This is a genomic window from Gemmatimonadaceae bacterium (assembly GCA_036273715.1).
GTDB lineage: Bacteria > Gemmatimonadota > Gemmatimonadetes > Gemmatimonadales > Gemmatimonadaceae > JADGGM01.
The window spans coordinates 1-19545 of the sequence record DASUHB010000013.1; the positions used below are offsets into that span (position 1 = coordinate 1).

Consider the following 19545-nt stretch of genomic DNA (forward strand, 5'->3'; position numbering starts at 1 on the left):
TGGCGCGTGCGAGACGATCTCCTTCGCGGAAAGTTGACGGGGCGCCGCGGCGACGATGGACGCTTCCAGATCGACCCAGAGTCCGCCGATCGCTATGTCACCGATCGCGCAGCACGTGAAAGTGCAGTGCCGGCGGCCTAACGACGAAACGCTCCTCGCGGCGACGGCTGCCACGAAGAGCGCTTCAGGAAGTACGGTCGAGTGACCAGCTCGGCCATTCCCAAACCACCACGAGGAGGCTCCCTCATGATGACGCGTCAATTCTGCACCAGCGACCAGCGCCCGCGCAAGAGCGCCTCGGGCAGCAACCACCTGTGCAACCGTGCGACCACGGTCACACTCGACGATCGCTATCTGGCTCGAAAGTGGTTCCTGCGTCGCGAGCGTCTCGCCCGCGAGCGTGGCGAACCATCGATTCGCATCTCGCTGCGACTGGCGAGTGCGCTGCGTGCCATTCTCGTGCCCAGCCTGGGCGCACGCGAGGACACGGAGTCTGCCGCATGATCGCATCCGATGAAACGCTCTGCGTCGAACTGGTCGACCGTGTGGGGCCGCTTCAGATTATCGTCGGCGCGGATGAGGTGCTGGCCCTCGACGGAGGCGAGATCGGAGATCTTGAACCTCGCCTCCAGGCCGCGGCGCGCCTGGCGCCGAATTGGGCGCGCCGCCTCATCGCCTTCCACCAGCACTCGCCTTTCGACCTGGTCGTGGGAGTGCGCTACGTCACGGCGAGGGGCACCGAGTTCGTCATTCGCGAAGGCACGCTCGAGGAAGTCGCCAACGCGGTGTTTCCGCTCCTGCGCAGCGCGCGCGGTCTGCAGCTCCGTCGCGCGCAGGCGAACCGCATTGCGGACGTCTTTGAAGCGCTTCTTCAACGCGCGCAGCAGCCGTGCCGCAGAAGCGCCGGCTGATGACGCTCTCCGACGAGTGGGCGCCTGTAGTAGGCGCGCAGATCGCCGCGGTCACCGCCGCGCGGATGGTGACGCGTGACGGCACGCTCTTCGTTGACGTGGCTACCGACGCGTGGTTGCAGGAGCTCTCGCGCATGGAGCCGCGGTTGCTCAGGGCACTGCGCCAACGCTCCACCGGCATCTCGGTGCAGCGCATTCGCTGGCGCTTGGCGAGCGTCGCCGGTCGCTTGGAGCCATTGCTGGAACTCGTGCGCGAGGATCACGCGCCCGGCCTCGCCGAGGATACTCAGGCATGACGAAGCCGCCTGCTTTCCAGTGGTATCCAGGTGACTTCCGACGGGACACGGCGTTGATGGCGTGCTCATTTGAGGCGCGCGCCCTCTGGCGCGAGATGCTTGACCTCATGCATGACGGGACGCCACGCGGACACCTGACGGCTGGTGGGGTCCCCATCACCACCGAACGGCTTGCGCATATGGTCGGCGTGTCTCGACAGAAGGCGCGCCGCTGGCTCGCCGAGCTCGAGGAGCGGCACGTGTTCAGCCGCACCGAGGCCGGCGTGATCTACAGCCGGCGCATGGTGCGCGACGAGCGCGTCAGAACAGTCCGCGCTGCCGGCGGGAAGGATAGCCTGAAGAATCCCAATGTGCCGCGACCGAAGCGACAACAAGGACAGGTGGAAGGACATCCTTCCAACCATCCTTCGGAGGTATCCTCGCCGCCGTCCTTCGGGGGGTCCCCTGCAGTTGCAGTTGCATCTGCATCTTCACTTCAACTACAAAAACCTCTTCCGCGCAAACACCGCGCGGGGTCGAACGGCGGACCTCCCGAGACGTGGTTGACACCGGCTCACGATGCATGGGAAGTGCATTTCGGGGCTGGGTCCTTCGACGCCAGACGCGCTGCCAAGTGCCTCAGTCCGATCTACCGCGCCGGCATCGATCCGAGCGAAATCGGCCGGCGGCTCGCTCGTTACTGCACACGGAAGAAGAGCTCGAATTACTGCAAGATCGAGGATTTCGCGCAACGGCACGGCGACTACGCCGTTCCGAGCGGCCCGCTTGTCGATGCTGACGGTGTGCTCACTGAGCTCGGCGATCGCGAGACGCGGCCGGCGAGGGTTCAGACATGACGGCAATCTGCGAACAGTGCCGCCTAACGCTGCACGAGTGCCAGTGGGGCGGGAACCATCCGCCAAGCGCAAGCGCGGTCACGTCGGACCAAATCGCGGACGCGCTCCTGTCGCTCGAGCTGCACGCCGACTGCTACGTGCGCTGGCCGTGGGCCGCGCTCGATGACCTGTACGGTGGCATGGCACCGGGGACAGTGCACTACGTTGTCGCGTTCTCCGGCATGGGGAAATCGACCTTCATCGGATCCGCGACCTTGCGTTGGGCGGCGGTCGGTACCCGCGTTGATGTGATGCCGCTCGAGGTTCGCGCCAACACGTTCCGCACCTATCTGGCCTGCCAGTCGTTGGGCATCGACCCCGGTCTCATGCTCTCGGGCGATTTCTGGCGCCGCAAAGATGCGATCGAACTGCGCGAACGCGTGAGCGATGCCGTTCGATCACAGATCAAAGAGCCGTTCTTTTCTCGCGTGCAAGTGCACGGCGCGGCGGACATCTCGGCGGCCGGGTTACGGCGCGCGGCGCAGATCGCGCGAGAGCGGGGCGCCGAAGTGCTGGTCGTCGACCACATCGACCACGTGGAAGGCGACGCCGATCGGTGGCAATCGCAGTACGGGGCTAGTGTCCAAGTGAATCGCGAGGCACTCCGAATCGCACAGGACACAGGCCTCGTGCTGATTTGCATGAGTCAAGCGAACCAGGCGGCGCTGTCGGGATCGCACGACCACCTCGCGAAGTACGCGCCCCTGCGCGATAATCACGTGCTGAACGGTGGTCACAAGCGGCAGAATGCGACCGGCATGATCGGGCTATACCGGCCGCTCATCGCCGAGCCGGACAACGGCAGCCAGGCCGACGTCGAGGCGTTCAGGGAATCGATCCGCCTCGCACGCGCGGGCGCTCGAGAACCGCACACAGTACTCGAGCCGCGCACGATGGGCATCAACATCATGAAATCGCGAACCCACGGCGAGCGCGAGGGCAAGCGCATTGCCCTGACGTGGGACAATGGCCGCATCGTCGACCGCAGTACACTACCATACTCGCTCCGCGTTGTCGGCGGTGGAGAGCGCCGGCATGCCTAGGATCGCCGATGCCGCCGCCGTCGGCGGAACGCGTGCAACGCGAGGCGAGCCCACGCTCACCGTGCAGTACGGCGCCGACGATCTGGACGTGCGCGTGTGGGCCGCCCAATATGTGCGCCACGTCCTCGCCGTCACTTCTGTGCCCGTTTTCCGAGAGCATCCGCTATGAAGCCCGCTGTCACGCTGGCCGCGAGCCAGGCGTTCGGCGCGATCGGCTACTGTCGCGTCTCGACGGAATCGCAAGCGCGCGACGATCGGACATCACTCGCCGATCAACGGCGTGCCATCGACGCGCTTGCGGCTCGCTTGGGCGTGACTCTCGAGGACGCCGCGCTCTTTGTCGATGCTGGCGCATCCGGCGCCGATGCTGAGGGGCGTCCGGCCTTCATGCGCCTCGTGTCGTACTGCGAAACGCACCGGCGCGCGATGCGGGCACCTGGCTTCGTTCTCGTCCTCAACGATTCGCGCTTTGGTCGCTTCCGCGATCCCGACGAGGCAGCCGCTTGGCGTTACCGCCTCAAACAGCACGGTTGGATCGTCCGGTTCGCGGAGTCCGATGACACCGCCGACCCGATTGGCCGCAGCGTTCTCCGCGCAGTCGGTGCCGCGCAGGCATCGGAGTACCGCGCGAACATCTCGCGCAACGCGAAGCGCGGCGCGCGCGGCGCGGCGCAGCAAGGCTATTGGCTCAACGAAGCGCCGCTCGGATACCGGAGACTCGCAACAAGAAACGGCAAAGATCCCGTCGTGCTTGATCCAGGGCAGCGGAAGGCCGATGATCAGAAGGTGCGGCTGACACCGGGGCCGGCGATCGAGCAGGAGTTGGTGCGGTTTCTCTACACGTCGTACGCGAGTGGCGAGTGGACGTTAGGCCGCCTCAAGCGCTTCATGCGCGATCCGAGCAACCCGTACGCGTCGATCCGGCGCCACTGGTCGAACGGGACGCTGCGCGCGATCCTCGTCAATCGGACCTATGTGGGCGACGTCATCTGGTGCCGGCGGCCGCACGACAAGATCGAGCGCATGGAGACGCGCGTCCGGGACCGGGACCAGTGGGTGATCGCACCCGACGCGCATCCTCCTCTCATCTCGCGCGAGTTATTCAACACGGTGGCAAGGCGGTTGAGCGCGAACGCGAAGCAGGTTCGGCGACCGGATGGTGCCTACGCGCTTACCGGGTTGCTGACCTGTGCGCAATGTGGGTCGCCCTACGTCGGCGGCGGTGGTCCAAAGAACAAGAAGGATCCCACCGACCCGGATCGCTACCGCTTCTACAAGGACAGTGGCGGCATGAACGATCGGAGTCTCTGTGCCGGTCGGTTAGGCACATTGCAGCGGCGATTCATCGAGCCGGCGGTGATCGATGTCATCGCCCAGGAAGTGCAGAAGCCGGCCGTGGCGTCGGCGATCGCAGAGGAATTAGACCGCGCACTCGAGTCGATGGCCGACACGAAGGCGTCTGAGCGCGCGCGTCTTGCACGTGAGCGGGACAAGCTCGTTGCCGAACGCGAGGCGGTCGTCCGTGCGGTCGCCCGCGGCGTGCTCACGGATGTGGAGGCCAGGGCGACGCTCACCGATCTCCGTGCCCGCATCGACGCCGCCTCGACGGCGCTCGAGCAAACTATGTTTTCGCAACGCGCGCAGACGACGCTCGCGTCTGAGCGCGACCGATTGTTGAAAGTCGCACAGGACTTCGGTGCCACGGTGCGGGCCCTCTCACCGGCCGCTCAGCGCGAACTCATCCGGCCATGGCTGGCTAACGCGGTGGTTGACAAGGAGAAACGGCAGGTGGTCCTCACGATTCGACGCGTTCCGGCGGTCGGTGGCTCTTTGCTGTTGTCAAGCTCGCCCCGGCCGATCGGAAAAAAGACGGGACCGCCTTCGACCTCCCGATCGCGTTAGGCATCCTCGTCGCCACCGGACAGCTCGCGCCCGATGCGCTGGCCGGCATCATCGCCATCGGCGAGCTGGGCCTCGATGGCTCGCTCCGGCCCGTCCGCGGCGCGCTGCCCATCGCCCGCCGCGCCGCCCAACGCACCAACACCACCCTCGTCCTCCCACCCGACAACGTCGCCGAAGCGCGCCTCGTGAGCGCCGTCCCGCTCTGCGCTCCACCCACCCTGGCCACGCTCACCGCCGCCCTCGCCGCACGCCGCCTAACGCCCGTGGCGTGCACCCTGCCGCCGCCCGCCGGCGACGACCCCGGCCCCGACTTCGCCGACGTCGCAGGGCAGGACACCGCCAAACGCGCCCTCGAGATCGCCGCCGCCGGCGGCCACAACGTCCTCATGGTCGGTCCACCCGGCGCCGGGAAAACGATGCTCGCCCGCCGCCTCCCCGGCATCCTCCCGCCACTCGAAGAATCCGAAGCGCTCGAAGTCACCGCCATCCAGTCCGTCGCCGGCCTCATCGACTCGAATCTGCCGCGCACGTCCGTCCGCCCGTTCCGCGCGCCGCATCACACCATCTCGGACGCAGGCCTCATCGGCGGCGGAAACCCGCCGCGGCCGGGCGAAGTCAGTCTCGCCCATTTCGGCGTGCTCTTCCTCGACGAGCTGCTCGAATTCCGTCGTCACGTGATGGAATCCCTCCGCCAACCGATGGAAGACGGCAAGGTCATCATCGCGCGCGCCGCTCACACCGTGTCGTTCCCGGCGCGGTTCACCCTCATCGGGGCCATGAACCCGTGCCCATGCGGCAACGCTGGCGACCCCGCTCGACAATGTTCCTGCGCCGCCGGCGACATCGCCCGATACCGCGCCCGCTTGAGCGGGCCCATGACCGATCGCATCGATCTCCACGTCCACGTCGGCGCGGTGAGTCTTCGGACGCTGATGGCGCCGCGCACCGCCGAATCATCGGCCGCCATTCGCCAACGCGTCGATGCGGCCAGGCTGTGCCAGCGCGCCCGCTATCGATCGACGCCCGACTGCTCCTGCAACGCACAGGCGCCGCCCAGCCGCCTCGCCGCACTCGCTGAGCTCTCGCCCGAAGCCCGCGCGCTCCTCGACCGTGCCGCCCGCCGCGTCACGCTCACGGCTCGCGGGTATCATCGGGTGATCAAAGTGGCGCGCACCATTGCCGACCTCGATGGAGAATCCGCCATCGCGCTCCCGCACCTCGCGGAGGCGCTGCGCTTTCGTCCGGCCGATCCGTCCGCCGGTGACTAGTTCAAATGCTCCTAACGGAAGGCCGGTCGTTGCTGTACTGGCCCGGTGGAGCGGCCGAGGCCGCCACACGGCCGCGTGCCCCGTTCGGCTCGCTGTGACGCAGAACGCGAAGCCGCGTCGCAATAGTGGGAATTCAATCGCTGCGCGTGTTCTTCTTCCAAATGTGGCACGCGTCCTGAAATGCTGGGGTCTCGCCGCGAAGAAATTGCGCGCTGCGCGGCCCGATGGATCGAGATCACCGCCCTCGTTCAGCGCACAACAAAAGGAGTGCAGTGCCGATGCCTCACTCAGGGTCGCCCCGTCCCTCGCCGAATGTCTGGCGGCGCGCCGCTTGGCTGGTGCTCGTTGCGCCAATGCTCATCGCCGCGCGCCACCTCACGTTTCCACCTCAACTCGGCACCATCGTCGTCAACGGGTCCGTGCGCGACAGCATGAATGCCATCTGGACCCGCAGCAACGCGCACTGGAACGAGCTCGCAGGTGAAAATACGCTTACGCAGATGATCGGCAGCGGTAAGCCGACCCAGCGCGAATACATGGGATGCATGCAGGGCTCCATCTCACACGACACGTTGTTCGTCACCGGGAGCGTTCCGTCGCACGACATGCGGCAGCTTCAGTTCGCGGTGACCGGAACCTGCGACAGCATCAAAGACTTTGTCGGCGCCTGGCACACGCATCCGTACCGCGCCGCACCCGATGGGCACGCGCTCAAGGAAGCAGGATTGTCGCGACAGGATCTGGCCACCTTCGCCACGGGTGACGACCCGGCGATCCTCGTCGTGTGGGATGTCGATTCGATCGACGCCGCCGCGCGCGGTCCCGACGGCAGCGTGCTTCACCCCATCACCGTGGTCATGCACTGATCGTTCGCGCACTTCCGCCCGCGCCGGCCAGGACTACGTTTCCGTCATGGAGCCAGTCCTGACCGAGGCAGCGAGGGCGGAAGCGGCAGCGACCGACGATTCGCCATCGGCGGCAGACTTCGCCACTCCTACCGCTCCCGCAACCGCACGCGAGAAAGAACAGCGTCTCATCGCCTGGCTCGCGGCTCGATCGTCCGTCATGCTTGGTTTCAGCGGCGGGGTCGACTCGGCGTACCTGGCGTGCGTCGCGCTCGAAGCCATCGGGCCGTCGAGGTTTCTGGCGGTGATCGGCAGATCGCCGTCGTATCCTGACGCGCAATGGGATGGTGCTCGTGCGCTGGCCGCGAAATTCGACATCCCGGTGCTCGAGGTTCGCACGCACGAGATGGCCGACCCGCGCTACGTCGCGAATCCGAGCAATCGCTGCTACTTCTGCAAAACCGAGTTGTGGTCGGTGTTGCGCGCGGTGGCCGATGAGCGCGGCTTCCAGACGATCATCGATGGGACCAACGCCGACGACACCAACGATTGGCGCCCGGGACGGCGAGCCGCGGACGAGCACGCCGTCTCGTCGCCGCTGGCGGAGCTCGGCTTCACCAAGGATGAGATCCGCGCGCTCTCGAAAGCGCGCGGACTCCCGACGTGGTCGCAGCCGTCGTCGCCATGCCTGTCGTCGCGGCTGCCTTACGGAAGCGTGGTCACCATCGAGCGGCTCCGGCAGGTGGAGCGCGCGGAAGCCGCGCTGCGCGCGCTGGGCATTGAAGGCGATTTGCGGGTGCGACACCACGGCGATCTGGCGCGCGTTGAAATCTCAGCCGACCGCCTCGACGCGTGGCTGGCTGCGCCTAACGTACGCGCCATCACGGCCGCGGTGCGCGAGGCCGGCTTTGCGCGCGTGTCGGTAGACCTTCGCGGATTCCGGTCGGGGTCGCTCAACGTCATTGCCCCCGCCGGCGCGTGAGCGCACCGTCGCTCGCCCAGGCGCTCGCGGCGCACGGTGTGGACGCCTGCGTGGAAGCACGCGATGCGCTGGCGGTGATCACCGTGCCTAACGAAGTCGCGGAGCGCCTGCGCGATGCCGCGCTGCGACGTACCGTGGTCGACCTCGCCGCCCAGCACGGCTTCAAGACAGTCGCTCTCGAGATGGCGAGCGCGACGGACGAACGTGCGGCTCTTTCTGGCCATTAATCTGCCCGCATCCGTTCGCCGCGACATCCGCGCGGCTACGGCCCCGATGCGTGACGCGACGCCGGACCGCCACGCCGTGAAATGGCTCGACGACGACCATCTTCACATCACCCTCAAGTTCCTGGGCGAGCAGCCCGACGCCTCCCCAGGCCCGTTGCGCGACGCACTCGGCGCCGCGCTCGCTCCGCACAGCGCGTTCATCCTCGGCCTGGGCGGCCTCGGCGCGTTCCCAAACCTTCGCGCGCCGCGCGTCGTATGGATGGGTGTGACACCAGAGCCGAAACTCGAACTGCTGCAGCACGACGTCGAACGCGCGTGTGCGTCGTTGGGCTATCCGTTGGACGCGCGCCCGTTTCGTCCGCACATCACGCTCGGTCGCACGCGCGACCGCGTGTCGAGCGCTGACGCGCGTGCAATCGCGACGGCGGCTCGCGCCGTGCGATTCCGAACGTCGGCGCCCGCGCAGAGCGTCGACGTCATGCAGAGCGAGCTCGGAGCGAGCGGGGCGCGGCATACCGTGCTCGCCGCGATCACACTCGGGCGAGCGAACTAATGGGCAGCTGCCTCCGGTCGCTCGGCTGTCTCGTGCTAATCGTCTTTCTTGGCGCGGTGGCCTGGCTGTTCCGCGGGCAGTGGGAGCCGGCGGTCAAGCGGTTCGCCGGCGGATCGGCCCCGGCCGAGCAGGCGGCGGCGCACTGGGAACCGATCAGCGCACTGGGCAGCTCGCGCGCCCGCGATGCGATCGACCGGCTCGGCGCGCGCAGCGGACCGGTGTTCGCCAACGTGGCGCCGGGTGATTTCGCGAGTTACGTCTTCGATGCGCTCACGCGCGAGCTGCCATCGTCGGCGTCCGACGTCGAGGCGGCGGCGATCGGCGAGCAGCTGGCCATGCGCGCCGAGGTGCGCCTGTCCGACTTCGGCGGTCCGGCAGCGTTCGGTCCGGTGGCCGGGGTGTTGAGCGACCGCGAGCCGGTGGAGTTCACGGGCGTGCTGGCTATCACGGAACCCGGGCTCGCCGAGTTCCGGGTGACCAGCATACGGATCAAGAATCTGGTGGTGCCATCGGCGATGATTCCGAACCTGGTGCAGCACATGGGACGCGAGGCGCGGCCGCCCGGCGCCTCGCCTAACGGGCTGCCGTTCGCCGTGCCGCGCTACATCGCCGACGTGCGGGTGCACGACGGGAAGATCACCCTGTACAAGACGCTGCCATGACCCGACGCATCCTGGTCGCCGACGACGAGAAGGGCATCCGTGCTGCGTTAGGCCAATTGCTCGAATATGAGGGCTACGAGGTCCGCGCCGTCGGGACGGCCGTGGATGCGATCGCCGAATTCGAGAAGTGGCGGCCGCACCTGTCGTTCCTCGACGTGAAGATGGGCGGCATCGACGGCTTGGAAGCGCTCAAGAAAATCCGCCAACTCGATCCCGCGGCGATCGTCGTCATGATCAGCGGGCACGGCACCATCCAGACGGCGGTCGAAGCGACGCAGCTCGGTGCGTACGACTTCCTCGAGAAGCCGCTCGACACCGACCGGATCCTCGTCACGCTGCGCAACGCGCTGCAGCACGGAAATCTGCAGGAAGAGAACAGCCGTCTGCGGGAAACGATCGAGTCCCGCTACGAGATCGTCGGCAGATCGTTCGCGATTCGCTCGCTGATCGAGAAGATCGAGCGCGTGGCGCCCACACCGGCGCGCGTCCTCATCAGCGGCGAAAACGGGACGGGCAAGGAGCTCGTGGCGCGCGCCCTGCACCGGCTCTCGGCGCGGAGCGCGAATCCGTTCGTCGAGGTCAACTGTGCGGCGATTCCGAGCGAATTGATCGAGAGCGAGTTGTTCGGCCACATGAAGGGCTCGTTCACCGGTGCGATCGCCGATCGCGCGGGAAAGTTCGAGCAGGCGAATAGCGGGACGTTGTTCCTCGACGAAGTCGGCGACATGAGCCTGTCTGCGCAAGCCAAGGTGCTGCGCGTACTGGAGGACGGCGTCGTGACGCGCATCGGCGGCTCCAAGCCAGCCGCCGTCGATGTCCGCGTGATCTCGGCCACGAACAAGAATCTCGAAACCGAGATTCACGAGAACCGGTTTCGCGAGGACCTGTACTACCGGCTCAACGTCGTGCCCATGACGGTCCCGCCGCTGCGCGAGCGCCGCGAGGACATCCCGCTCCTGGTCGCGCATTTCACGGCGCTCCTGTCCAAGCAGCAGGGCATGGCGCCGCGCACGTTCACGTCCGACGCGATCGAACGGCTGGCCACGTACGATTGGCCGGGCAACGTTCGCGAGCTGCGCAACACCGTCGAGCGCATTCTGATTCTCGCGTCGGGGCCGCGCGTTCCGGCCGCCGACGTCGAGCGTCTCGTCGGGCAGCGGGCAGCGGAAGGCAGCACGTTCGGCTCGCTGCTCGAGAGCCGCACGTTCGAGGAATTCAAGGATGCGGCGGAACGCGCATTCCTGCTGGCGAAATTGCGAGAGCACGATTGGAACGTATCGGAAACCGCGCGCTTGCTGGACATGCCGCGCTCCAACCTGTACAAGAAGATCGAGCGCTACGGGCTCACGCGCGAGCATGCGTAAGGATCTTCGGACGCGGAGGGTGCGATGAGCACCGATTGGGACAAGGAGCTGCGCAAGATCGACCAGCAGCTCGAGTCGCTGTCCGACGACGCGTTGCTGCCGCAGCAGCAAGCGAAGGGCGGCGGCAAGCCGGCCAAGCCGGGCAAGGCGGCGCCCGCGCCTAACGCGCTCGCCGCGCCGGCGCGCACGACCTCGACCCTCGGCGTCATGGCGCGGCTGCTGCTCGCCATCGCGTTAGGCGTCGGGATCATGTTCTGGCCGTACTCCACCAAATGCGGCATGGGCTTGTTCGGGTATCTTGCGGCTTCGGTCGTCGTGATCGTCGCCGGGGGATGGAGCGCCATCTGGACGTGGCGCCACCGGTCGGCCAGCGGCCATGTGCTGTCGCTCCTCCTCATTCTGTGGGGCGCGCTCCTGGCCGCCCAACAGGTGCTGCCGCGCATCGGCTACGCCAAACCCGATCTCGCGCATCCGGCGATCTGGATGTGCGGGTGAGTCATGAACCGCAACCTACACGTCGTATCATGATGACCTTTCAGAACTTCATCGGTGGACGCTGGGTCGACGCCTGCACGAGCGCCACCTTCGAGAACATCAATCCGGCCGACACGAAGGACGTGATCGGCACCTTCCCGCTGTCCAGTCCCGACGACGTGAATCGCGCGGTGGCATCGGCGCGCAAAGGATTCGACATCTGGCGCCGCACGCCGGCGCCGGGTCGCGGTGATGTGCTGCGTCGGGTCGGCGACCTGCTCACCGCGCGCAAGGACGACATCGCATCCCTCATGACGCGCGAGATGGGCAAACCCTTGAGCGAAACGCGCGGCGATGTGCAGGAAGGCATCGATACCGCGTACTACGCGGCGTCCGAAGGCCGCCGCCTCTTCGGCCACACGGTGCCCAGCGAACTGCGCAACAAGTGGGCGATGAGTTTTAGGCGGCCGATCGGGATCGCCGGTCTCGTGACGCCGTTCAATTTTCCGATGGCGATTCCCACCTGGAAAATGTTTCCGGCGCTCCTGTGCGGGAACGCCGTCATCATCAAGCCGGCCGAAGACGTCCCGCATACGGTGACGGTGCTCGTGGAGCTGTTGCTCGAGGCAGGACTTCCGCCCGAGGTGATTCAGTTAGTCCACGGCCGCGGCGAGGACGCGGGGGCGGCGTTGGTCCAACACCCCGACGTCCCGATCATCTCGTTCACCGGCTCTACCGAAACGGGCCGCATCGTGGGCGAAATCTGCGGGCGCATGCACAAGCGGCTCTCGCTCGAGATGGGCGGCAAGAATGCGATGATCGTTCTCAACGATGCGGACCTCGATCTGGCGCTGGAGGGAGTGCTGTGGGGCGCGTTCGGCACCACCGGTCAACGATGCACTGCCACGAGCCGTCTCATTCTGGAAGACGGCATTCACGACACGTTCGTCGCGATGCTGGAAAAGCGCGTTCGGGCGCTTCGGTTGGGCGACGGCCGCGCCGATGGGACAGACGTGGGACCGCTGATCAACCGGAGCGCCGTGGAGAAGGTGGAGCGCTACGTCGACGTCGGCCGTACCGAGGGAGCGGAACTGCGCTGCGGCGGGAAGCGCGCCGCGGCCAATGGTCTCGAACGCGGGCACTTCTTCGAGCCGACGATTTTCACCGGCGTGAAAGCGGGGTCGCGCCTCGAGCAGGAGGAAATTTTCGGGCCGCTCCTCTCGGTGATCCGGGTCCGCACTCCCGATGAAGCCTTCGCCGTGAACAACGACGTGAGGTACGGTCTCTCGTCGTCGCTCTATACGAGCAACGTGACGCTCGCCTTCCGCGGGCTGAACGAGCTGGACAACGGTATCACGTACATCAATGCTCCAACCATTGGCGCCGAAGCACACCTCCCCTTCGGCGGTGTGAAGCAAACCGGCAACGGTCACCGCGAGGGGGGTTGGGAAGTCTACGAGTTCTACTCGGAGACCAAGGTGGGGTACGTCGATTTTTCGGGCAAACTGCAACGCGCGCAGATCGATACCGCCAATGCGTAATCGCCCCTTGCCGCTCTTCCTTGCGGCTGTCTATCATTGACGCAGCCTTCCTTTGCGTCGCAGCAGATGACCGACCGCGCACCCGCCGCCATTCCCACACTGAGGTCCGTCACCGACGAGCACCGCGCGGAGGTGCTGCGTGCGATGAACCGGACCACGTGGCGCTGGAGCGCGTTTGCCGATTACGCCCGGACCGTCATCATCGCGATCGCGCTGTTCATGCTCGCGCGCACGTTCATCATGGAAGCGTTCAAGATTCCATCGGCGAGCATGGAGAACACGTTGCTCGTCGGGGACTTTCTGCTGGTCAACAAAGCAGTGTACGGGGCGGAGATCCCGTTCACGCATCTGCGGATGCCCGCGTTTCGGCAGCCGCGGCGCGGCGAGGTGATCGTCTTTCATTTTCCGAAGGATCGTGTCACGCCGTACGTGAAGCGTCTCATCGGATTGCCGGGCGACACGGTGGAAATGCGCAATGATACAGTGTTCGTGAACGGTGCCTCGATGCGCGAGCCGTACGTCGAGCACGTGCAGCCGGACTCCGATCAGTCCTTCGCAGATTTTGATTGGCAGCGCAATTTTTTGGTCAAACGCGCGGAAGCAAGCGCGGGCTATCATCCCTCTCGTAACACGTGGGGTCCGCTGATCGTCCCCCGGGACAGCTACTTCGTCCTTGGCGACAATCGCGACATCTCGTCGGACAGCCGCTACTGGGGCTTCGTGCCCAAGTCGCTCTTGATTGGCCGGCCGATGTTCGTGTACTACAGTTACGCACACGACGACAAGCACTCATATCCGTGGCTCACCGACATTCGGTGGCACCGGCTCGGAACGATAATCCACTGAGGCACCCCCGGCCCATCGGGATTCACGTCCCCGACCGAGCCGCCGCGCGCGGCGGTGTTCGCCCGCAGGAGCTGTCGTGCGTATGGCCGTAACCGGCAACAAGAAGGCGTCGTTCGACGAAGGGTCGCTCGACCAGTACCTCCGCGATATCAGCGCGTATCCGCTCATCGATCGCGAAGAGGAAGTGCGATTGGCGCAGCGGATTCGCGTCGGCGACGGCGATGCGCTGGACAAGCTGGTGCGATCCAATCTCCGGTTCGTCGTCTCGGTCGCAAAAAAGTATCAGAATCAGGGCGTGGCGCTGGCCGACCTGATCAACGAGGGGAACCTCGGGCTCATCCGAGCGGCGCACAAGTTCGACGAGACGAAGGGTATCAAGTTCATCTCGTACGCGGTGTGGTGGATTCGGCAAGCGATTCTACAGGCGCTGGCGGAACAGTCGCGCATCGTGCGCGTGCCCTTGAACCGCGCGGGAACGCTGCACCGCATTGGCAAGCGCGCGAACGCGCTGCTCCAAGAGTTAGGCCGCGAGCCGACGCACGAGGAGATCGCGGAGGAAATGGACATCAGCGAGGAAGAGGTCGCGAAGACGATCTCGATCTCGCAGACCCACCTCTCGCTCGATGCGCCGCTCACGCCGGGCGAAGACAACAAGCTCCTCGACTATCTCCCCGACAATCTGAATCCGACGCCCGACGAGCAGACCTTCGAGAAGGCGCTCACGGAGGCGATCGAGGAATCGCTGTCGTCGCTCAAGGAGCGCGAGGCGAAGATCCTCCGGTTGTACTTCGGGCTGGACGGCGAGGAGCCGATGACGCTGGAGCAGATCGGCTCTCTGTTAGGCATCACGCGCGAGCGGGTGCGGCAGATCAAGGAGAAGGCCCTGTCCCGTCTGCGACACGTGTCGCGCGCGCGGGCGCTGGAGTCGTTCCTGGGCTAGCGGCCGAGCCCCGCACGCGACGGGACGTGTCTCGGTCAACGCGTGGAGTCGAGCCTCTGCGCTCATGTAAAAACCGACACACGGCCCGTTAGGCGAGTGGGCGATCAGGCTCGAGCGTTGGGCGAGGACACCCGGCCGGCGTTCTTGCGGCCGCATCGGCCTGATATTACGATTCTGTCAACGGCGTAATACCACGAGTCGCTCGCATGAAGACCGTATCTTTCAAAGTGACCGCGGAGGTAGACGACGCGCTCACCAAGCTCGCGCGGGCACGGAACACCAGCCGGTCGTCGCTGGTCCGCGAGGCGCTCGCAGCGTACACGGTGGCTGGGCGCGCCTCGGTCACGGCGGCCGTCGATGCGGTCACGTCCGGCGTGAACGGGCCGCGCGACCTGTCGTCCAATCCCAAGCACATGGCGCGCTACGGGAAGTGAAGTGACCCGCGTTCTCCTCGACACGGGTCCCCTCGTCGCGCTGCTCAATCGGCGCGATCGCTATCACTCGTGGGCGCGGTCGGTGCTCGATACGGTGACCCCGCCGGTGTTCACGTGCGAGGCGGTGCTGTCCGAAGCCTGCTTTCTCATGTCGCGCGTGGACGACGGCGCCGACGCAATCCTCGCCCTCGTTGCCGCGGACATCATCCGCGTCGAGTTCCAGATCGGCGCCGAGATCGCTCCGGTCCGGCGTCTCGTCGACCGGTACGCGAACGTGCCCATGTCGCTCGCCGATGCCTGTCTCGTCCGGATGAGCGAGCTCGAATTGCAGAGCGTGGTGCTCACGCTGGATCGCGACTTCAAGCGATACCGCCGCAATCGCCGGCACGTCGTGCCGGTGATCACGCCGCGCTAGACGGAGTTGCGTCTCGTTGTCCCGCGGATAACGTATCCAGCGATCCGCGGACGTCGCATACTCCAACCGCCCTAAGCCACCCATGCACCGATTCTCGAACCGCGTGTTCGCTCTCGCGACCGCCGGGGTCACGCTCGCGCTCCTTGCCTCGCGCGCCGCGGCGCAGGACGAAGACGAATCGCCCGAAGCGCGCTCGCACGCCGCGGCGGTCCAGGGGATCGACATCGACGCGCTCAAGTTTCGCTACATCGGGCCGCAGGGAAATCGCGTGGCGTCGGTGGTCGGAGAGCCGGGCAACCTCAACGTCTACTACGCGGGCGCGGCATCGGGTGGCATCTGGAAGTCGGTGGATGCCGGCATTCACTGGCGCCCCGTGTTCGATTCGATGCCCGCGCAATCGATCGGCGCGATCGCGATCGCACCATCCGACCACCAGATCGTGTGGGCGGGGACCGGCGAGAGCTTCATTCGCAGCAACGTCTCGATCGGCGACGGCGTCTACAAGTCCACCGATGGCGGCGCGACGTGGACGCACATGGGGCTCGAGACCTCGGGACGCATCTCGCGCATCGTGATCGATCCGCAGAATGCGAACACCGTCTTCGTGGCGGTCGAGGGGCAGGGATACGGCGCGCAGGCGGATCGCGGCGTGTATCGGAGCACCGACGGCGGCAAGACATGGGACAAGGTGCTGTTCGTCAACGACTCGACGGGCGCGTCCGATCTCGCCATGGACCCCGTGAACCCGCGCATTCTCGTGGCGGGCATGTGGTCGTTCGTCATCCACACGTGGGGCAAGTTCAGCGGCGGGTCGGGCAGCGGCGTGTACATCTCGCACGACGGCGGCACCACGTGGAAGCGCGCCACGCAGGGCCTGCCCAAAGGTCCGTTAGGCAAAGTGGCCGTGGCCATCGCGCCCAACGACCCGAGCCGCTGGTACGCGCTCATCGAAACCGGCTGGGAAGGGAAGGGCGCCCTGTGGCGCTCCGACGATGGCGGCGACCACTGGCACGTCGTCTCCTATAGCCACCTCCTGGCCGAGCGTCCGCACTACTACACGCGGATCATGGTGTCGCCGGCGACGCCTAACGAACTGTACTTCCCGTCCAACTTCCTCATGCGCTCCCTCGACGGCGGCGAGACGGCCGTGGTGATGCCGTGGGGCGGCGACACGCACGACATGTGGGCCGATCCGACCAACGCCGACCGCATGATGATCGGCGATGACGGCGGCGTCCAGATCACCACCACGCACGGACGCCAGTGGCACCGCGTGGTGCTGCCCATCGCGCAGATCTATCACGTTGCCGTCGACAACCAGATTCCGTACAACGTCTATGGCAACGAGCAGGACTACACCGCCGTGCGCGGCCCGAGCAACAGTCAGGGCTTCAGCATCCCCTCGGCCCTGTGGCAAACGACGGCGGGATGCGAGTCGGGGTTCTCGTATCCCGATCCGGTCGACACGACCATCGTCTGGGGCGGATGCTACGAGGGCGGTCTCGAGAAGTTCGACCTGCGCTCCAAGCAGTCCTTCTCGGTGGATCCGTGGCCGGACCGTTCCCTGGATTCGCCGGCCGACAGCGCCAAGTATCGCTGGAACTGGACGCAGCCGCTGGCGCTCTCGCCGTTCGACCACAACACGGTGTACGTGGGCAGCCAGTACGTGCACCGCACGACCGACGGCGGCAAGACGTGGACGATCATCAGTCCCGACCTGACGACCGATGACACGGCCCACATGCACAGCTCGGGCGGCCTAACGGACGACAACCTGGGCGTCGAGTACTGCTGCACGCTCTTCGCGATCGCCGAATCGCCGCTCACGCGCGGGCTCATCTGGGCCGGGTCGAACGACGGCAAGGTGCACGTCACGCGCGACGACGGCGCGCACTGGGCCGACGTCACGCCGGCCGCGCCGGGATTCCCCAAGGGCGGCACGATCAGCAACATCGAGCCGTCGCGATACGATGCCGGCCGCGCGTACATCTCGGTGGACGGACACCAGGAGAACAACCGCGATCCGTTCATCTACGAGACCACCGATTATGGCCACTCGTGGCGCATGATCAGCGCCGGCATCCCGAAGAGCGTGTTCAGCTACGTCGGCATCGTGCGCGAAGACCCCAAGCGCAAAGGCATGCTGTATGCCGGTACCGAGAACGGCCTCTACGTGACGCTCGATGACGGCGCGCACTGGTTCCCGCTCCAATCGAATCTGCCGCACGCGCCGGTCACGTGGATCGTCGTGCAGGAACACTTCGATGATCTCGTGATCTCGACCAAGGGCCGAGGGTTCTGGATTCTCGACGACCTCTCGCCGCTGCGGGCGATCGACGCCACGCTTGCGTCGAAGCCGGTGGACCTGTTCGCGCCGCGCGAGGCGTACCGGTTCCGCGGATCGAATCGCATCAAGGGCGATCCCGATGACATCTCGGCAGGCCGGAATCCGCCCTACGGCGCGGTGATCAATTATTTCCTCAAGGACAGCAGCAAGGACTCGGTGCACGTCACGATCCGCGACGCGCACAACGCGGTGGTCCGGAAGCTCGCGGCGCCGGCCAAGGCCGGTATGAATCGCACCTGGTGGGATCTTCGCTACGACCGCACGCGGACGGTCGCGCTTCGCACGACGCCCAAGGGCTATCCGCAGATCTGGAGCGACAAGCGGTTCATCGGCAAGCTCACGCGCCGCATCTACCACTACGGGATCGAAGACCCGGTGTTAGGCCCGCTCGTGGCGCCGGGCACGTACACGGTGGAGCTCGAGGCAGCCGGACAGCGCGTGTCGCAGCCGCTGACCGTGCTCAAGGATCCGCATTCGGGCGGGACGCTCGCCGACGCGCAGGCGCAGAGCGCGCTCGCGTACAGCGTCTATCAGGAGATCGATTCGACGGTCGACGCGATCAACGCCATCGAGAAGGTGCGCAAGCAGGTCGAGGACCTGCGCGAGATGTACGGACACGACTCATCGTTCAAGTCGGTGTTCGACGACGCCAAGACGCTCTCGGACAAACTCGACGGCGTGGAGAACGAGCTCCTGCAGCCGGTGCTGCAGGAGAACGACCAGAAAACGTATCGGGCTCCCATGCGATTGTACTTGCGGCTGCTGTACCTCGAGGGCTCGGTGGGCTCGGGCGCGGGCGACGTGGCGGGCGATCCCGACTTCGCGCCCACCGCATCGGACATCGCGGTGCACGACGAGCTCTCGTCCCGCTTGCGCACGGTGCTCGATCAGGTCCACGTCGTGATGACGCAGGACGTCCCGGCGTTCAACACCGCCGTGGCGGGGAAGACGGCCCTCTTGTCGAAATAGGAGGCTTCCGTATGACGCAACAGTCTTCATTCGACGTGACGACCGGAGTCGACCTGCAAGAGGTCGACAACGCGGTGAATCAGGCGCAGAAGGAGATTGCCCAACGGTACGACTTCAAGGGCTCCAAGGCATCGATCGATTTTCGCCGCGGCGAGAACATGCTCGTCCTCCTGGCCGATGACGACTTCAAAATGCGCGCGCTGTTCGACGTGCTGCAGGGGAAGCTGATCAAGCGCGGCGTGCCGGTGAAAAATCTCGACATCGGCGCGGTCACGCCCGCCGGCGGCGACACGGTGCGTCGCGAGGTGAAGCTCAAGATGGCGCTCGACAGCGATACGGCGAAGAAGATCGTCGCGGTCCTCAAGGAGGCAAAGCTCAAGAAGGTGCAGGCGGCGATTCAGGGCGAGCAGGTGCGCGTGTCGTCGCCGTCCAAGGACGATCTGCAGGGCGCGATCGCGCTGCTTCGCGGCAAGGATTTCGGGGTGGAGCTCAAGTTCGGGAACTACCGGTAAGGCGGACAAGACCGGACATGCCGGACAAGACCGGACAACTCAGCACAGGTTTCTCCGGACGTGTTCGGCCCTGTCGTACCTTGTCCGCTTTCACCGGGAGGAGTGGGCAAAGATCGCTTGAAAGTCATACGTGCCTTCT

The 19545-nt window shown here is 66.0% G+C and carries 22 protein-coding genes; all 22 read left to right on the forward strand.

The genetic code is table 11. The features are described 5' to 3' along the window. Positions 1–246 precede the first annotated feature (246 nt). The 22 genes from VFW04_02205 to VFW04_02310 all read left to right on the forward strand — a co-directional run bounded on the left by VFW04_02205 (position 247) and on the right by VFW04_02310 (position 19406). Positions 247–504, forward strand: a complete 258-nt coding sequence (locus VFW04_02205; GenBank protein HEX5178118.1) for a hypothetical protein — start codon at positions 247–249, stop codon at positions 502–504. Then, on the forward strand, positions 501–911 hold the full coding sequence (locus tag VFW04_02210) for a hypothetical protein (protein HEX5178119.1): 411 nt from the start codon (positions 501–503) through the stop codon (positions 909–911). Before VFW04_02205 ends, VFW04_02210 begins: the two co-directional genes overlap by 4 nt. After that, on the forward strand, positions 890–1207 hold the full coding sequence (locus VFW04_02215) for a DUF721 domain-containing protein (protein ID HEX5178120.1): 318 nt from the start codon (positions 890–892) through the stop codon (positions 1205–1207). Before VFW04_02210 ends, VFW04_02215 begins: the two co-directional genes overlap by 22 nt. Then, the gene (locus VFW04_02220; GenBank protein HEX5178121.1) at positions 1204–2043 is read left to right on the forward strand and encodes a hypothetical protein; all 840 of its coding nucleotides are present in this window, start codon (positions 1204–1206) and stop codon (positions 2041–2043) included. Before VFW04_02215 ends, VFW04_02220 begins: the two co-directional genes overlap by 4 nt. Beyond that, positions 2040–3125, forward strand: coding sequence for a DnaB-like helicase C-terminal domain-containing protein (locus tag VFW04_02225; GenBank protein HEX5178122.1), 1086 nt, complete (start codon positions 2040–2042; stop codon positions 3123–3125). Before VFW04_02220 ends, VFW04_02225 begins: the two co-directional genes overlap by 4 nt. Then, positions 3118–3294 (forward strand): hypothetical protein, encoded by a 177-nt coding sequence (locus tag VFW04_02230; GenBank protein HEX5178123.1) that lies wholly within the window; start codon positions 3118–3120, stop codon positions 3292–3294. Before VFW04_02225 ends, VFW04_02230 begins: the two co-directional genes overlap by 8 nt. Then, positions 3291–5027: a recombinase family protein gene (locus VFW04_02235; GenBank protein HEX5178124.1), complete on the forward strand. Its 1737-nt coding sequence runs from the start codon at positions 3291–3293 to the stop codon at positions 5025–5027. The genes VFW04_02230 and VFW04_02235 overlap by 4 nt, the downstream gene beginning before the upstream one ends. Next, complete coding sequence (locus VFW04_02240) at positions 5018–6295, forward strand: YifB family Mg chelatase-like AAA ATPase (protein HEX5178125.1); 1278 nt, start codon at positions 5018–5020, stop codon at positions 6293–6295. Before VFW04_02235 ends, VFW04_02240 begins: the two co-directional genes overlap by 10 nt. A gap of 338 nt (positions 6296–6633) precedes the next feature. Then, complete coding sequence (locus VFW04_02245; protein HEX5178126.1) at positions 6634–7161, forward strand: hypothetical protein; 528 nt, start codon at positions 6634–6636, stop codon at positions 7159–7161. Positions 7162–7207: 46 nt separating this feature from the next. Further along, positions 7208–8122 carry an ATP-dependent sacrificial sulfur transferase LarE gene (larE, locus tag VFW04_02250; protein HEX5178127.1) on the forward strand — a complete coding sequence of 305 codons (915 nt, stop codon included), beginning with the start codon at positions 7208–7210 and terminating at the stop codon, positions 8120–8122. After that, positions 8119–8349, forward strand: coding sequence for a hypothetical protein (locus tag VFW04_02255; protein ID HEX5178128.1), 231 nt, complete (start codon positions 8119–8121; stop codon positions 8347–8349). The genes larE and VFW04_02255 overlap by 4 nt, the downstream gene beginning before the upstream one ends. Next, complete coding sequence (gene thpR, locus VFW04_02260) at positions 8237–8902, forward strand: RNA 2',3'-cyclic phosphodiesterase (protein ID HEX5178129.1); 666 nt, start codon at positions 8237–8239, stop codon at positions 8900–8902. The genes VFW04_02255 and thpR overlap by 113 nt, the downstream gene beginning before the upstream one ends. Next, positions 8902–9564, forward strand: a complete 663-nt coding sequence (locus VFW04_02265; protein HEX5178130.1) for a hypothetical protein — start codon at positions 8902–8904, stop codon at positions 9562–9564. The genes thpR and VFW04_02265 overlap by 1 nt, the downstream gene beginning before the upstream one ends. After that, positions 9561–10928, forward strand: coding sequence for a sigma-54 dependent transcriptional regulator (locus VFW04_02270; protein HEX5178131.1), 1368 nt, complete (start codon positions 9561–9563; stop codon positions 10926–10928). Before VFW04_02265 ends, VFW04_02270 begins: the two co-directional genes overlap by 4 nt. 24 nt (positions 10929–10952) lie before the next feature. Beyond that, complete coding sequence (locus VFW04_02275) at positions 10953–11423, forward strand: hypothetical protein (protein HEX5178132.1); 471 nt, start codon at positions 10953–10955, stop codon at positions 11421–11423. A gap of 29 nt (positions 11424–11452) precedes the next feature. Beyond that, positions 11453–12943 carry an aldehyde dehydrogenase family protein gene (locus VFW04_02280; protein HEX5178133.1) on the forward strand — a complete coding sequence of 497 codons (1491 nt, stop codon included), beginning with the start codon at positions 11453–11455 and terminating at the stop codon, positions 12941–12943. A 66-nt stretch (positions 12944–13009) separates the two neighbouring features. Continuing rightward, entirely contained in the window at positions 13010–13789 is a 780-nt protein-coding gene (gene lepB / locus VFW04_02285) for a signal peptidase I (protein HEX5178134.1), read from the forward strand. 82 nt (positions 13790–13871) lie between these two features. Then, positions 13872–14729 (forward strand): RNA polymerase sigma factor RpoD/SigA, encoded by an 858-nt coding sequence (locus VFW04_02290; GenBank protein HEX5178135.1) that lies wholly within the window; start codon positions 13872–13874, stop codon positions 14727–14729. Between the two features lie 206 nt (positions 14730–14935). Continuing rightward, entirely contained in the window at positions 14936–15163 is a 228-nt protein-coding gene (locus VFW04_02295) for a CopG family transcriptional regulator (protein HEX5178136.1), read from the forward strand. A 1-nt stretch (position 15164) separates the two neighbouring features. Then, the gene (locus tag VFW04_02300) at positions 15165–15578 is read left to right on the forward strand and encodes a PIN domain-containing protein (GenBank protein ID HEX5178137.1); all 414 of its coding nucleotides are present in this window, start codon (positions 15165–15167) and stop codon (positions 15576–15578) included. 103 nt (positions 15579–15681) lie between these two features. Then, positions 15682–18894 carry a hypothetical protein gene (locus VFW04_02305; GenBank protein HEX5178138.1) on the forward strand — a complete coding sequence of 1071 codons (3213 nt, stop codon included), beginning with the start codon at positions 15682–15684 and terminating at the stop codon, positions 18892–18894. Positions 18895–18905: 11 nt separating this feature from the next. Continuing rightward, positions 18906–19406 carry a YajQ family cyclic di-GMP-binding protein gene (locus VFW04_02310; GenBank protein HEX5178139.1) on the forward strand — a complete coding sequence of 167 codons (501 nt, stop codon included), beginning with the start codon at positions 18906–18908 and terminating at the stop codon, positions 19404–19406. The last annotated feature ends 139 nt before the right edge of the window (positions 19407–19545 follow it).